This window comes from Chromobacterium sphagni (assembly GCF_001855575.1).
GTDB classification, from domain to species: Bacteria; Pseudomonadota; Gammaproteobacteria; order Burkholderiales; family Chromobacteriaceae; genus Chromobacterium; species Chromobacterium sphagni.
In genome coordinates this window covers 2,112,316-2,128,127 of record NZ_MKCS01000001.1, presented here as the reverse complement: position 1 = coordinate 2,128,127, position 15,812 = coordinate 2,112,316, and the positions used below count along the sequence as shown (strand labels likewise).

General features: G+C 48.4%; 13 protein-coding genes and 1 pseudogene. 6 read left to right on the top strand and 8 right to left on the bottom strand.

All coding sequences use genetic code 11. The features are described from left to right. The first annotated feature begins 1 nt into the window (after position 1). From BI347_RS10090 to BI347_RS10070, 5 genes are all read left to right on the top strand, one after another. A complete protein-coding gene (locus BI347_RS10090; RefSeq protein ID WP_071115813.1) occupies positions 2-1,168 on the top strand; it encodes a glycosyltransferase family 9 protein in 1,167 nt (388 codons plus the stop codon). Between the two features lie 4 nt (positions 1,169-1,172). After that, a complete protein-coding gene (locus BI347_RS10085; RefSeq protein ID WP_083338801.1) occupies positions 1,173-1,757 on the top strand; it encodes an acyltransferase in 585 nt (194 codons plus the stop codon). A 5-nt stretch (positions 1,758-1,762) separates the two neighbouring features. Next, positions 1,763-2,803 carry a glycosyltransferase family 2 protein gene (locus BI347_RS10080; RefSeq protein WP_071112267.1) on the top strand — a complete coding sequence of 347 codons (1,041 nt, stop codon included), beginning with the start codon at positions 1,763-1,765 and terminating at the stop codon, positions 2,801-2,803. 34 nt (positions 2,804-2,837) lie between these two features. Continuing rightward, positions 2,838-3,923 carry a hypothetical protein gene (locus BI347_RS10075; protein WP_071115811.1) on the top strand — a complete coding sequence of 362 codons (1,086 nt, stop codon included), beginning with the start codon at positions 2,838-2,840 and terminating at the stop codon, positions 3,921-3,923. Between the two features lie 86 nt (positions 3,924-4,009). Next, the gene (locus tag BI347_RS10070) at positions 4,010-4,792 is read left to right on the top strand and encodes a formyltransferase family protein (RefSeq protein ID WP_071112269.1); all 783 of its coding nucleotides are present in this window, start codon (positions 4,010-4,012) and stop codon (positions 4,790-4,792) included. A gap of 281 nt (positions 4,793-5,073) precedes the next feature. Here the strand turns inward: BI347_RS10070 and BI347_RS10065 are convergent. Then, positions 5,074-6,194 (bottom strand): IS3 family transposase gene (locus tag BI347_RS10065; protein ID WP_101686124.1). Its coding sequence is split into 2 segments (ribosomal slippage): positions 5,074-5,936 and positions 5,936-6,194, totalling 1,122 coding nucleotides; the frame shifts between segments, so codons are not numbered across the junction. A 70-nt stretch (positions 6,195-6,264) separates the two neighbouring features. On the opposite strand from BI347_RS10065, the pseudogene BI347_RS10055 reads away from it, so the two are divergent. After that, a pseudogene (locus BI347_RS10055) lies at positions 6,265-6,513 on the top strand (integrase core domain-containing protein); the annotation flags it as partial. 87 nt (positions 6,514-6,600) lie between these two features. Here the strand turns inward: BI347_RS10055 and BI347_RS22645 are convergent. The 7 genes from BI347_RS22645 to BI347_RS22630 all read right to left on the bottom strand — a co-directional run bounded on the left by BI347_RS22645 (position 6,601) and on the right by BI347_RS22630 (position 15,782). Further along, on the bottom strand, positions 6,601-7,827 hold the full coding sequence (locus BI347_RS22645; RefSeq protein ID WP_083338798.1) for a glycosyltransferase family 4 protein: 1,227 nt from the start codon (positions 7,825-7,827) through the stop codon (positions 6,601-6,603). Further along, positions 7,824-8,867, bottom strand: a complete 1,044-nt coding sequence (locus BI347_RS22640; RefSeq protein ID WP_083338797.1) for a glycosyltransferase — start codon at positions 8,865-8,867, stop codon at positions 7,824-7,826. Before BI347_RS22640 ends, BI347_RS22645 begins: the two co-directional genes overlap by 4 nt. Positions 8,868-8,873: 6 nt before the next feature. Then, on the bottom strand, positions 8,874-10,145 hold the full coding sequence (locus tag BI347_RS22635) for a glycosyltransferase (RefSeq protein ID WP_083338796.1): 1,272 nt from the start codon (positions 10,143-10,145) through the stop codon (positions 8,874-8,876). Then, positions 10,142-11,398, bottom strand: a complete 1,257-nt coding sequence (locus BI347_RS23525) for a glycosyltransferase family 4 protein (RefSeq protein ID WP_139167200.1) — start codon at positions 11,396-11,398, stop codon at positions 10,142-10,144. The genes BI347_RS22635 and BI347_RS23525 overlap by 4 nt, the downstream gene beginning before the upstream one ends. A 366-nt stretch (positions 11,399-11,764) precedes the next feature. Continuing rightward, on the bottom strand, positions 11,765-13,084 hold the full coding sequence (locus BI347_RS10045) for an ABC transporter ATP-binding protein (protein ID WP_083338795.1): 1,320 nt from the start codon (positions 13,082-13,084) through the stop codon (positions 11,765-11,767). A gap of 8 nt (positions 13,085-13,092) precedes the next feature. After that, positions 13,093-13,878, bottom strand: a complete 786-nt coding sequence (locus BI347_RS10040; protein WP_071115809.1) for an ABC transporter permease — start codon at positions 13,876-13,878, stop codon at positions 13,093-13,095. 38 nt (positions 13,879-13,916) lie between these two features. Beyond that, positions 13,917-15,782, bottom strand: a complete 1,866-nt coding sequence (locus BI347_RS22630; protein WP_083338793.1) for an FkbM family methyltransferase — start codon at positions 15,780-15,782, stop codon at positions 13,917-13,919. Positions 15,783-15,812 lie beyond the last annotated feature (30 nt).

The following is a 15,812-nucleotide window of genomic DNA, read 5'->3' as shown; positions in this document are numbered from 1 at the left end:
CATGAAATTACAGACCCTGAAATTCCTGGACAAGCTGCTATCCGCCGCGATCATGAGGTTGCCGCGCAACCGCGCCAAACCACCGTCGCACCCTCCGCGCCGGATATTGCTGATCAAGCTTTCTGCGATGGGCGATGCATTCTGCCTGCTCCCGGTCGCAAGGCGCTTGGCCGCTGCCTTTCCCGACGCCAAGATAGACTGGCTGACCACCGACCGCTCCAATCCAAACCTGTTCAAGAATTTGCCGTTCCTGCACGATACCCTGATCGTTCCCACCCATGCCCGCGCATTGCTGGTCTGGTTGCCTAAATTGTTCTACGCGATACGTAAATACGATATCGTGATGGACTTCGATCAGTACTACCACCTATCCGAACTGCTCTCCTGCGGCGGCAAAATCAGCGCAGGCTTTATCACCTCGCTAAAAGGCAAAACCTTCTCCCTCGCCATTCCATACGATCCGCAGCTCAATGAAAAAGTGCTGTTTCACAAACTGGCCGAGCGGGCAATGGAGCATTATGGCGTGCCCGCGGCGCCTAGCCGTGGCTTCTATCTACCTGAACTGCTGGATAACTTCATCCCCTCCCAGTCTTTGCAACACTTGGCCGCAGAGATCAAGAAGCACCAATTGCCGGTAGTGGTCCTGTACGCCGGCTCCAGTTTGAACGCCTCGTTTCGGCGCTTGGGCATCGAAAAATACCTCGCCATCATCGAACAGACCTGCAACCGCCACATCTTCGTGATCGCGGGAGGCCCTGACGAGTTGGCGCTGAAGCCGCATTTCCAGCTCCAGCATCCAAATGTATACAATCTAATTGGAACATTGAACTTGCTGGAATGGGCCTGGCTATTCCGCCATGTCGCCGATCTGCTGCTGGGCAACGACGGTGGCCTGCTTCACGTTGCGGAAAGCCAGTCCACGCCGATGCTGGCCATCTTCGGTCCCAGCCTGTTTCGAAAATGGGGATCGATCAACCCGGAGTCACGCGGCATCGAAACGGACCTGCCATGCAGACCGTGCTTGAAGAACTATCTCGGAATAGTCCCGACCCGTTGCCAGTTTTCAACGGTCAAGTGCCTGGACGCGATCGAAGTGGCGACCATTATTTCCAACATGGAAAACATGCTGGAAAAGAAGGCGCGCCAACACATACTGATCAGCCCCTGACGACATGAAGCGAATCTATCTGCCCTTGTCCCGTTTCCTCAGGCGCGCCCTTCCCAGGCTGCGGCCCTACTGGTTTCACTTCCTGACCGGATTGCGTTTTTTCCGGATGGGCCGGATGAACAAGGTGTACGGTGTGGAGAACATCCACCTTGGTAATAAAGTATCTATCGGCGACTTCTGTTGGCTGGAAGCCGTCGACCGTTACGGCAGCCAGCAGTTCACGCCCCTACTGGAACTGCGCTCCGGAACCAGCTTGTCCGACGCCGTCCATATCAGCGCGGCTACCCGCATCGTCATCGGCGAGAATTGCCTGCTGGGCAGCCGCATCTACATCGGCGACCACTCACATGGCGCAGGCAGGCCGGATCCCGCATCGTTGCAAGTACCTCCAGGACAGCGTGCGCTTGCCAATATCGCAGCGATCGACATCGGCGCCAATTGCTGGATCTGCGACGGCGCAGTCATCCTGGCCGGCTGCCGTATCCATTCCGGCTCCGTCATCGCGGCCAATGCGGTCGTCAGATTGCAAACAGACGAGCCGGCGCTGATCGCCGGCAACCCGGCCAAAGTCATACACTATTTCAGGTAAGCACAATGAATACAATAACCGTCGCAGTACCAGCCTATTCGCGCCCCGATGAACTGAAGCAGTTGATCGATTCGGTCCTTAACGCCGATGTCCTTCCCGATGAGTTGCTGATCTGCGAAGACAAGTCGCCGAGGCGCGTGGAGATCCGCACCATGATCGAAACCATGCGTCCGCGGTTCGCCGCCAGCATCTGCGCGCTGAACTACATCGAAAATGAAGACAATCTCGGCTATGACGGCAATATCCGCAAAATCATCGCATCGTCCACCTCAGACTACGTGCTGATCCTTGGCGACGATGATGTCCTGTTCCAAGAGGCCATCCCTAAAATACGCACGTTTGTGCAGCACCATCCGCAAGTGAATTTCATTTCACGCACCTTCAGTCGCTTCTCCGAGCAGCCTCAAAACATCATCAACACCACCTGGATACGCACCGTCGACAGCGTCATCAAACCCAACAACTCCGACCCGAACATCGTTTTCCGGCTATGCGGCTTCGTCGGCGGTCTGGTGATCAATCGCCAGTGGGCATCGGGTTTGGCAACCGAGAAATACGACGGCTACCTGTACTATCAATTCTATCTTGCCTGCATCGCCTATCTGAACGATGGCATAGGCTATATCGCCTCCGCCATCGTCGGAGGCCGCGCTGGCAATCCGCCACTGTTCGGTGCCGCGGACAGTGAAAAGGACACCCATATTCCTGGGTCGTACAGACCCAAGGGCCGCGCCAAAATGTGGCAGGGCTTGCTGGTCATCGCAGCGGACATCGACAAGGTTAACGGATCGAACATTTATCCTTACATTCGCAATGAGCTCGCCAGCCGACAGGCCTACCACATCTTCGAAATGATGCCGACGCAAGGCCGGATCGCCACGCTGGATCTTTTCCATGAGCTCAGAAAGCTCAAACTAACCCACAAGGCCATGCCATGGCTGCTGACTAGCTACATTCTGATCTTCGGTTCCTATGCCCGCATCGGCTTCGCGCTGGGCAGACGTTTGCAATTCGCCATCGAACAGCACGCCGGCTTTAAACTGTAATGCCGCACAGCGGCCCAGATCAGGAACTCGCACCATGAGAAAAACTGCGACCTTCTATTTCTACTTCGTCTGCCTGTACTGGTACCCGGCAACCATCATGCAATGGGGCAGCTATGGCGCGGTCGAAGAAAATACCCCGATATGGTTCAAGCTATTGCGCATCAGCCTGCTAGCGCTGCTGATTCAGTTGTTGCTGGCACGGCTCACCCTCGACAAGAAATTCATCTCCCCGCTGATTTTCTCGATTTACTGCATATTCTCGACTCCGGATATCGTCACCATCACCAATGCCGTTACCTTCATCGCCTGTATCGCGATCTGCCTGAAAATTGACATTCGCGCCGTCAACTGGAAACACCACATCGGCATAGTCAGTTGCATCGGCTATCTCACGGCTCTACTTGAAATTATTGGGGTTGTCGTCTCACCTCATTCCTACGATGGAACGTTGCGAATTGTAGCAACCTACGGTGGACCGAATAACGCCGGCATCATCTTATCTGGCTTTGCACTGTATCACTTCATGCAACTGCGTAAAAACCGAAAAATCGCTGATTTTCTACACTTCATGATCTGCTCGATCCTCGTACTACTGACAGGTTCGCTAAGCGCACTGATCGCCTACCTGATTTGCATGATCGCATTGTCACCGCGGCTCTTGCTGCTGGTGCTGCCAGCAGCGATAGCCGCCAATTCCATCAGCGATTTCATCTCATTCAAGATTGAACAATTCATCAATCTATTCAACAGCAACGCGGAAACCATCAGCACCTTCAGCGACCGCCTGGACAACATCCAGATGATATGGGGCTCATTCAACGCCTCACTCGGCAGTGCATTGTTTGGCACAATGCGGACGTCCGAAAGCGATTACTTGAATATCCTTTCACAATATGGGCTATTTGGCTTGTCTCTCTTTCTCATTGCCATCCCCGCGCTGGGGGTGGATATTTTCCTGACACTGGGATTATTACAAGGTATTTTTACTCCATTCATCTTTTCTTTCCCCAGCTTCGCGATTCTACTCCTGCTCAGCAGGATATATCAAAAAGAAATAAATGAGCCAAACCATACTATCGCATCCAGATCGCACCAAAAAGCAAAGATTCAATTGATATAAAACTAGGGTTACAGTGCAATCACACGGATAAATTTCGTTCAATTATCGTTGTTCTTATTCATCACCACTAACCATGAGGTTGAATCATGAAAAAAAATTTCAAGATTGCTCTATTTGCAAATCACGCACCCGGCCTCCACATAGCACAATACTTTGCAAATTGCGTGACAACAGACACAATCAGCGCCTTGTACCTTAGTGGTGAACAAAAAGAAAATGACCAGAAAATTGTACACGCATTGAACATACCCCAAGACCGGACATTTACAGGCCGAGATATCCTGACAGATCCGGAGCATGTCCAATGGTTTAGAAGTCAGGATTTCGATGCCATTGTGACCGTTTATTGGCCATGGTTGCTAGACAAGGAGGTGTTTAGTGCATCTCCCATAACCGTCAATTTCCATCCTGCGCTGCTGCCGATCAATCGTGGATGGTTTCCTCATGTCCACAGCTTGATCGATGGCAGCAAGACGGGCGTCACCTTGCATAAAATAGAAGATGGCGCCGATACCGGAGCGATTTGGGCACAGAAAGAAGTGCCAATTCAAGCACTTGATACTGCCAAAGACATATATGATAAGCTGCAATTCGAAATTGTCAAATTATTTAAGGAAAAATGGCCAGACATCAAGCAAGGCAGAATCACACCTATGCTGCAAGATGAGTCCCAAGCTGTTTATCATTCAAAGAAAGAAGTTGAAGGATTGGATCTTGTAGAATTAGACAAAGTGTATCTAGCCAAAGACTTGATCAATAAGCTAAAAGCTAGAACCTTTGGGAGCAAGGGCTTTGCTTATTACGAAGAAAACGGAGAAAAAATATATATGAAAATATCATTATCAAAGACAAGCAAATTTCAAGAGTAGGTACATAAAAAGCCCCCCCTGCGAAAAATGCAAGGGGGATTATAGAAATCAAAAATACTCGATAAGTTAAGTTGACTCACCACCAGATTGAAATGCTGCAGCAGAGACTGACTCAGAGCGGCTAACAAAATTCCGTTCCATGCCTGAGGCAAGGTGCGCCGATGCAGACAATACAAGCAGTACAAAAAGTCGGCGCAACGCAGCACCAGGATTTTTGTGTAGAAGTTCAGACTTGATCTGACAGTCAGGCCTTGCCGGAAGGTGGCGACGTCCCCCAGTTTTCAGTAGCAGAGGGCTTTAGAGTCCGGGGCTAATTTACCTGATGTTTCAGCGAATGATTTGGCGTAAGCTGCCGGCGTCAAACCACCAAGGGATTTCTTGGGCCTTTCGTCGTTGTATTCCCGCCGCCAAGCTTCGATGACGACCTGCGCATGCCGCAAACTGGTGAACCAGTGCTCGTTCAAGCACTCATCGCGGAAGCGCCCGTTAAACGATTCGATATAAGCGTTCTGATTGGGCTTCCCCGGCTCGATGAGAAACAGCTGAACCCCACGGGCATGCGCCCAGGTCAACATGGCACGGCTGCAAAATTCTTTACCATTATCGGTCCTGACCGCTTTGGGCAAGCCGCGCGTCTGCGCCAGTTGGTCGAGGATGCGTGTGAGATGCATACCGCTCATCGCGCGCTCCGGAACAATGGTCACTGCCTCATGCGTGGCATCATCGACCACGGTCAGATTCTTGATGGCACGCCCCTCTGCCGTCCGGTCGAACACGAAATCCATCGACCAGACCTGATTGGCAGCCAGCGGGCGTGCCAACGGGTGACGATCCGCCACCGGGATCTTCTTGCGCTTCCGCTTGCGAATTTGCAGACCCGCCTCGGCATAGAGCCGATCCACGCGCTTGTGATTGACCACCATGCCGCTCTGCCGCAGCTTCAAATAGATCATGCCGGCGCCGTAGCGCCGGTGTCGATGTGCCAGCACGATGATCTTCGCTTTCAAGGCGGCATTGCGGTTAGTGGCGGGCTGGTAGCGGAATGAACTGGGACTCATGCCGGCCAGACGCAGCGATCGACGCTCACTGAGCCCTTTGTCCACGAGATGGCGCACCAACTCCCGCCGTGACGGTGCGCTCACCACTTTTTTCGCAAGGCCTCTTTGGCAATCTCGTTCTCGAGCATGGTCTCGGCCAGGAGTTTCTTTAGGCGCGCATTCTCGGTCTCCAGCTCCTTGAGACGCTTGGCCTCCGAGACCTTCATCCCGCCAAACTTGCTGCGCCAGAGGTAATAGCTGGCTTCCGAGAAGGCGTGCTTACGGCACAGCTCGGCAATAGGCATTCCCGCGTCCGCTTCGCGCAGGAAGCCGATGATCTGTTCTCCGGTGAATCGTTTCTTCATGTCCAATCTCCGTGTCGTGATGGATTGGACTCTAAAGTCACGTGCTACTCAATACCGGGGGGACGTCGCCAAGGCACGGCATCCGCAGACAAACGGTATCTGCGGGCGCTTCCACAAAACAATCCTGCAGGAGTTCTACCAAGTGGCGTTTCGCAAGAAGCTTTATCTGGCGCTCGATGAGCTGCAGGCGGATCTGGATGCCTGGCTGTTCTACTACAATAAAGAACGAACCCACCAGGGAAAGATGTGCTCCGGCCGCACGCCGTTGCAGACCTTCATCGAAGGCAAATCGGAATGGAGGGAAAGGTCGACAAGCTGACTTGATCTGACAATCAGGCGCCGTCAAAACGGAGACTGTCAGATCAAGTCTGAACTTCTACAATTTTTGTTAGCGGCTCTCAATACGTCAACCGCACATCAACTCTCTAAAATGCTCCTCAAGCTCTTTGACGCGCGTTTCCTGATCAAAGTGTTTTTTGAAATATATCCGCGCATTAGTGCCAAATCGCTCGCGCTCATCCACAGGCATTTGATAGAATTTGAGTACTGCTTGAGCCAATAACTCGGGGCTCTCTGCTGGACAAACAATCCCGGCACCAGCCTCCTCTACTATTCTAGCAGGTTCGCCATTTAAGCTAGCGACTATAGGCTTTCCAGCGGATAGGTAGCTCTGCAGCTTACTTGGTATTGTTGTTGAAAGCGCAGAGTCATCTTTAAGGGTAACAAGTAAAATAGATGCCGCAGAAAAAATCGGCGGCATATTTTCTTGTGATAAACGACCAGTTAAAATTACATTATCAAGCTGCTCACTCTCCACCTCTGACTGAATAAAGGCAGAGCGGCTACCACTACCTACAAGGTAAAATTTAATAGCCGAATTCTCTTTCAGTAATTTCGCTGCGGCAATGATAGTCTCGCAAGACTGCACAGTTCCGATATTACCAGCAAAAACCACCGAAAAGTGCCGATGCATTTCTGCCGCTATGCTTCCCGGGCTTTCCGAATCAAAAAAAGATTTCTTCAAATCTTCACAGAAATTGGGAAAATAGCGAATCTTGCTTTTATCGCTCACAAGCCGCGCAACCGGATCTCTGAATGCATGTGATTGAATCAGGACAGAGTCAGAGTAGCGATAAATATAGCGTACCACGTATTCGACCAGTTTCAACAAAAAACGATTTCTAACAAACCCGGTTGTCCATAGAGACTCAGGCCAAAGGTCTTGCACCCAAACTGCCAACTTTGCGCGCTTCAACCAGGAAATAAATACTGCGGGCAGGGCTTGCAACAACGGCGATGGCGCGTATACAAACACAGCATCAAACTCGCGCCCACGCAGCGCAAACGGCGCCATAAGATATCCCGAAAAGATAAACGACAGGTAGTTCAGTATTAAACCTATCGCGGAACCACTGCCCCTGGGAAGCAGCGGAATACGAATGACCTCGATACCAGAATAATCTTCTCGTTGTATTCCCAATATCGAATATCCAGGCAGAATATTTCCATCAGGATAATTTGGTTTACCGGTAACGACAGTTATCTCAACATCATCACCAGCAAGCTGGGTTGCCAATTTATTAATAAGAAAATTTTCTGGCCAAAAATACTGCGACCAAATCAACACTTTCATCTGAAAACCTCGTCCAGAAAGTCGTCTGGAGAGTAAATATCCGCCGTCGGCTCTGGGCTTTCAATAAATCTACGAACAGCGCGTGCAATAGAAACGGGGGAACACGGATCAAATGTCTCAACAGGCTCTACAACATCTCGTACATAATCGAGTTCAGCCGCCAGAATAGGCAAGCCACAATGCGCAGCTTCCAATAGCGGCAAACCAAATGATTCAATCGTAGAAGGGTAGATTAACGCCGAAGAAGCTCGGTATAAGTTAACTATGCTTGGCTGTGGCAACTCGCCAAAGTTGACAATTCTCAACGAATACCTAGCAATTGCTTGGGAAATAAAGCTATGGATAGAAGGGTAACGGACCGGGTCTACAGTCAAGGCAAGCGATGGTTTTATTCCCGCCTCAGCCAATAACTTCCAAGCCTCAATCAATCTGATGTGATTCTTATGTGGGTCCCCGCTTGCCACATAAGAAAAATCAAATTCAATCTTGACAGGCTCAGCCGTATCCGAACAGGAGCTGTTACATAATGATGCAAATGGCGTGATGTAAACTTCAACCCCCCGCCCAAGCTTAGACTTTAAAGAGGCCGCCATAGAACAAGTTTGAACAATATAGCGTTGCGCGTGTGAGCTTGTCGCGCGCAGCCAAAACCTTTCCAGGATAAGGCGTATCTTGGTTTTAAATGGATAACCATCCAAACTATCGCTCTCAACTAAAATCCGGTTTTGAACAAATACGACAACGCGGCCAGCTAGCGGAAGAATAGGAGGAAGCCCATGAAAACAAAGCACCACATCGCCAGGTTTAACAAGCCACCACAAGCGAATTTCCGTAATTAATCTCGAAAATAAAGAGGGCCTGACGTAGTAAAACTGCCCCCTCGAAATGGTCTGAAAAAACTGCTTGGCCCTTATGTCAAAAAAGCCCCTCTCAAGCAAAAGACTGCCCGAAGCGAGTAAGGCTTTGAGCAAAACCATGCCGCCGCCTTGATGAACGTTGGGGGCATGGATAACAAGTTTGCGAGAAGGTGCAACAGCCATCGCTAATTACACCTCTTTCGAAAAAATTGTTCTGTAGAATCCCGCGGCTTTTTCTTTGAGTACTTTTTGATCTAGACGCTCCTGCACCGTTACCCAGTTGATTGCGGCAGCGCTCTCAACCAGTTCATCATCGGCCAGAACTCTTTTCAAGCGGATGGCGATTGCCTCAGGATCATCGACCGGAATCTCAAAGCCGCTTTTCCCACACGTAATCCACTCACTACAGCACGAAGTATTCGTCTGGATTGGGAAAGCCCCCATTGCCATAGCCTCAAGCATGGAGGTGCTAATCGCATCAGAAACACTGACACCTAGGTATGCTCTGGCCCGGCTGAACATGCGAAGCACCACATCGTGGCTTGCATGAGGCAAAACTTTAATATCAATACCCACAAAATCGCGCAGCTCTTCCACCCGACCGAATATTTCCGGCGACGCAGAAAAGACAACCACTTGATAACCTTTCAGTTCCACAACACAGCGCTCCAAAGCATCCAGCGCAGTCAACGCTCTCCCTGCAAAGTGTTGGTATCCTTTGACCATTAGGATTTTACGCTGCGCAACAGGATGAATCGAACGCAGGCTATTTACCAAATCAAGATTGAGCCCACCCGTATTGGGCATAACAGGCATAACTTCAGCCTGCAATCCAAGCTCTTTCGCCATTTCCACATCGCGAACACATTCGCAAGAATAGTAATCCAGATTACGCAGCAGTCTTGAAATTTGGCTACGATGCGCTTCGAATTGGCGGTAGTAGTAAATATCACTCCCCCAATTGGTTGCCAACCACTTTGGGAAGCCTGGGCCATGAATCTCCTTAGCCTTCAACACATTATATCCACAATGCTGAAACTCCAAGGAATGGATAAGATCTGGTTTTAGTTTTTTAATTAAGCGCGCCAAGACCACAGGGCCATACATCAATGGAGCAGTCGCATCCGACTCACCTAGAGAAACACGTTTAAAACCATTCAAATAGGGCAGCCAGCGTGTCAATACTGGTAAGGGAAAAATAGAATTAACAGGACACTGCTTTGCATCTTGGCTGGTCCCGCGACCGAAAATGCTGCTAGGATTTTTTATCAGATTCTTGAGGAAACGCTTAGGGTGTACCACTTTCCATGGTTGATGAACGGTAACGCCACGCAGTTCAGGATGGACAGGCAAATAGTTCACTGGAAAAAGATGTACATCCCATCCTGCTTCAGAAATTTGGTTTATCCAACGTACGGTATGCGTGCTCATCTGCATCGCTACAAACAGAATTTTTTTCATGACAATTTTATACGTTCCGCAATTTCTATAAAGCGCTGAGCAACGTGCGCACCATCAAATTTTTGTCGGAATATGCTATCAAACCAGGATGCATCGTTCTTATTCATGACGTGATCAACAGCATTTTCAATAGAATTAGAAATTGCTATCACATCTGAAGGAGGCGAATGCCATCCTCCCAAGCCAACCATGGCATCCTCAGAAGCCCCAGGAGGAACCAGTCCGACTATCGGGGTATTTGCGCCTATATAATCCGATATTTTACTGGGCAGGAATAAATTCTGTCGAACATCCGCCTCAATCAACAACAAAATATCTGCATCATACATTAACTCTAAAGATTGCAAATAGCTAACATTCGGTATATTTCGAACCATTCCAGTAGGCAGGGCGTAAGCGGATTCCGACTCCAGCATCTCCTTAGAAACCTGACCAATCAATTCAACTACCAATAATTCGCGCAAATCCTTCCGCCGGGAAAACAACATATTTAATGCAGCGAAAACTGGCTCAGGCGTACGACGGCCATAGAGTACGCCAACATAGCGCAAAACTATTTTTTCATTCTTTGCTTTTGGGCGCTTCGGATAAAGATCGGTATTGAAAACATGCGGCAGCACATCTGTTTTTTTGCGCAGCTCCGGACTATGTCCGCTAAGCATGATATCTAACGAATAGGCTGAGCTATGTACAATATAATCTGCAGCATCAACTGTTTCAGGTTCATGCCGACGGTTCCACATTTTTGTCAGACGACTGACTTCAAGTGGATTGCCCGCCCATGGATCGCTGAACTGAGCGATCCACCGCACGTTCTTCCGTGCCTTTTTCACTCGAACCATAACGGGGTTGATGGAATGGAAGGGAGACCATGTCATCACCGCATCATAATCGCTCAGATCGAGATCCATCAGATGAGAATAGGCCGAGCGATGCAATACTGTCATTAAGTCAGGCATTCGAGAAAAAACTCTAGATTTCCTCTGCAGCCAGCTAATCGCATCTCTTGGTGGACTCAAGCGAGTGATATTAGAGAATGTCTCTTCAGAATGCGGCAGCAGACTATTATCAAGCGGTAGTTCCGGACAGAAAGAATCAGCACATAAAACATCTACCGAATATCCCTGTTGTGCAATTGCCGCCATCGGTTTAAATACGGCGGGGGTCATTTGCACCTGCATCGGAGGAAAGGCATAGCTAAAGAGCAAAATTTTACCGCGCGGTGAAGCTATAGCACTGGGAATACTCGCCACATCGGCACTCCTCGGGACATGATCAACCGAATACACGTGCAACTCCTCGAATAGGTTCAATCAGTGAAATTAATTTCACGATGTGAAAATCATATCAATATATGAAAAAAGCCAGTCCAATAGACTGACAATTCTCAATGCAATTATCATTTCACTGTATACAACATATTCTTAAAACAAACAGGAGACAGAGGTGCTTTGCAAAATAACGACCGCATATCTTGCCACATCAGGCATCGGCATAAAAGCTGGATGGGGCCAATTGCGGTTCAATATTTGAATAAGTGACCTCACTCCTCCTTTTCGCTATCTATCAATAATTAATCAAAAATATGGAATGTACTAATCAGCCATGCCCATTCAACATTATACGGCTTCAACAACAGTCATATGGTAATCCAAAGCCATCTGCCCGATAACACTCTTATCGGTGTCACAGTAGAGATGGATCAAGTTGGTATATTCCTTCACAGGGAAAAGACTATCCTTGGTACCGATAGCGATTCCTGGCGTGATGAAATAGTGTCCCGCGGCCAACTTGATTGGAGAAATTTTGCAACGTATCACGCATTCTGTTTTGGAAAAAAGATTTACTTCAATCGCATCTTCATCCAGCATGGAGTTTGTGAAATTGGTAATCACCCAGCCTTGGCTATTTTCAAAACGGAAACCAATAAGTAGCTTAGGCGGCACATCATGCTCTTGACAAATTCGCGTAATCGCCTCTGGGTCCCATTGGAAAATGGCTTCAAATTCCAGTTCATTTTCCCAATTGAACAAATTCGGCTCTCGCAAGCCACCAACCCGAAGCTGACGTATCCATACGGCGCCATCGCCCCATTGTTTCTCACCCGAGCGAACATCTACATCTAACCAATAACGACCATCGGCACCTACATGCCGCAGATCCAACGTCCCTTCCGCCTGGATTTGCTTGCTTGTCCCATTGTCCGATTTCGGGAACATAATCTGGTAGTAGCGATTGGCAACCTCGTCAGGATCACCAATTGCCTCCAGTAGGCCATTATTTATAAGAATGAGGCGATCGCAAAACGACTTAACCGTGAAAATATCATGACTGACAAACAGGATGGTTTTGCCGCTTTCCTTGAACCTACGCATAAAATCTACGCATTTTTTTTGGAAACGTACATCACCAACAGCCAGCGCCTCATCCACAATGAGAATATCGGGATCGACGTGAACGGATACCGAAAAAGCCAATCGAACAAACATACCGCTAGAGTACACCTTGACAGGTTGATCGATAAATTCGCCAATTTCGGCAAAAGCGATAATTTCGTCTATCCGTTCCTCTATTTGCGCTCTAGAGCACCCCATTAGTGCGCCATTAAAGTAGATATTTTCTCTACCCGTCAGTTCCGGATTGAAACCAGCACCCAGTTCCAAAAGGGATGCAATCTTACCCTTAACTTGCACATCCCCCGTTGTTGGCGCCAAAACTCCAGAGAGAATCTTCAATAACGTTGATTTTCCAGAGCCATTACGCCCAATAATGCCTACGCTCTCACCTTCCTGCACATGGAAGCTAATCTCGCGAAGCGCATGATGCACCTTGTGGCGAGGCTTACCAAATGGAAGAAAAATCTCCCTCGCCCTATCTGATTTCGAATGATATAGCCGATATGCTTTAGTTAGGTCGCGGACACTGATTACGTTATTCATATGAAAATTCACAATACATCAGCAAATTCATGCTTGGTTTTTTTGAACAACAGCATACCTAGCAACAACATGGCAGCTGTTACCCCCCAGAAATAAAGGGCTTTTGCAGGGTGTTCAAAAAACCAACCCTTGAAAAGAAATACTTCACGATATCCCTGAACAAGGTAATTTACAGGATTTAACGTAACTAAAAATTGGTACTTGGCAGGGAGCATTTTAGCATCCCAAAGAACCGGAGTTCCCCACAGGCCAATTTGCATCAAAATACTGATTACACCTTGAAAGTCTTTAATAAACACCTGAATGACCGATGCAACCATAGCTACGCTCAAAACAAAGACATAGAGCGAAATAAAATAATATGGCAGCTGTAACCAATATATATCAGGACGATGGCCTTTATATAATAACAAAGCGATCAGCAGGGCCGAATTGATCAAATGAACATAAAGTGAGGATGTGACCTTAACAATCGGCAGCAGCTCGGTCATGAATTGCATCTTTTTGACCAAAAAACTGTATTCCGTGATTGCATTGGAGCCAGAGATAATTCCATCACTGATATAAAACCAAACAATCAATCCAGAAATCAGCCAAACATCAAACTCCACCCCAGAAACTTGGCCAGAACGAAATCCGACATTGAAAACGAACAAAAGGACCGCAATCGTGGAAAGCGGCGCGGCAAATGCCCAAAGCGCTCCCAAGTAAGTCCCAAGATAACGTCTCCGAAAATCGGACTGTACCAAATTCACAAAGATCGGCAAATACCGAAATATGCCTAAATAATTCACTGACCAATTCCCCTGCTTTCTTATATTTCGCTTATTCTTTAATTGAACCTGCGATAAACTCCACGAGCAAACCTGATAATGGGATTCATTTGATAACGAAGAAGACTAGATCTCAAAGAATCTGCCTGAATCTTCAATTCAGCATGTTCATGCTTCAAGACATCAGCTTCATTTCTCAAAATATCAAGATCGCTCTTGAGGCTGGCATTCTCAGCATTCATCGCACTCAAGCTTGTGGCAAGAGCTTTGTTGATTACCGAAACAGTCTCTACTTCCTTCCTGGAGCGGCTGATTTCGACACGCATGGTTTCCAATACTGCAGCGGAACCCCCTGCCGACTCCTGTGCGCCAGCCTTAGCTTCAGCGTTTGCACCAACGAAGCATCTGCCGTCCGGCTCGACATGAAGCAGTTCGACCGCGTAGCCAAGCGAAGAAAGGGTATTAGACACCAAGACCGTGCAGAATATGGAATGCAGCTCCAGAAGAACAACGGGCCGATGTGCTTCCAAAGTTTTTATTGCTCCAAACAGAGCCAGGTGTTCAGAGCCTTCGATATCGATTTTTATGCAACGCGGAACCAGGCCGGTGTGCTCGACAAACTCGTCAATTGTGCGCACCTCCACCGAAACCTCGGTAAAGCCCAAGGAGTTCAGCGTATCTTCTTGCAAGGTTGTATGCGCACCGTTCATGAAAGAAGCGCTGCTGACTCCAGCATCCACATCGCGGTGGAGCTTGAAGCTCGTTGTTCCGGATACTTCCGATACTGCAAACGGGAACACGCGGATGCGGTCGCTGATTTCCGGGTTTTCCGAGACATTTAATCTCAGACGATCACGATTGAAAGGATTGGGCTCAAAAGCGCAAACTTTGCCATTCGGACCGACCATCCGGGCAAATTGCATGCTGTTCACGCCAACGAAAGACCCCAGATCAAAAACGACTTTCCCTCTCAGATCGTATTGCTCGATATAATTAGTCAGGAAATTATCGTAATTGCCATTCTCGTAATATTCCAGATAGCTATCGGTTGCGTAAAGCGAAATTCCATTCAGATTGCCCTGTGTGAATCTCCGCAATTCTGGCTGTTCCAATTGCTCGAGCACAGTTTCAAAACTTTCACGCGGCCACTCTTGCTTCAGCAGGCAGCCACGATTGCGTGCTCCATTCCAGCATTCGCTATATGCAAGCTCGCCCGTCCATTCGCTCGGAGCCTCTGCCGCGACGACAAAATAATGCCCTCGAGAAACTGCCTGATAGCCAAGATCTTTGAAATACTGTCTGAGGCTTTGCAGCGTGTAACGATTGCAATGCATCCCTTGCGTCTCTTCGATAAAGTCAGAAGAGTCCTTGCCTTGCTCGTTCAAACCTTCAGTCAACACATCGTTGTCTACCAGGAAGTCTGGCGTATTCACAATAATGACCGCCTTGCTGGACAGGCACGGTCTCAACAAGGTGAAAATCTCAGACAGCTCAGTGCGCGGGACATGCTCGACGAAATCAAGCATCATCACGATATCAATGGCCTGATTCTGTCCTTCTTGCTGTTTTTTAGCATAAGCGCGAACAAAATCAATCGCATCGGAACATACGATTTCCGGGCCAGAAATCGAGAATTTCTCGAGAAATTCTTGTGCAATTCGGCAAGCCGATTGAGAAAAATCTACGCCTGTGTAACTACGAACACCTTGCTCCCAAGCATACTTGATAGTTTCCCCACGACCAAAACCAAATTCAAGTACGTTTGCATCCAAAAAATTCACATGATCCAAAATCTCTCGATCATGCTCGCGCAACTCGCCCTTGATAAACGATTCAATGCCCTCTACACCATAAGCAAGAGTCTCGCCCTGCTCATTTTTTCGCAGAAAGTAAGAATCAGTATACTTCTCAACTAAATGTCCCACTGGGTATCCTTGTATAATTAATTCGGGGGC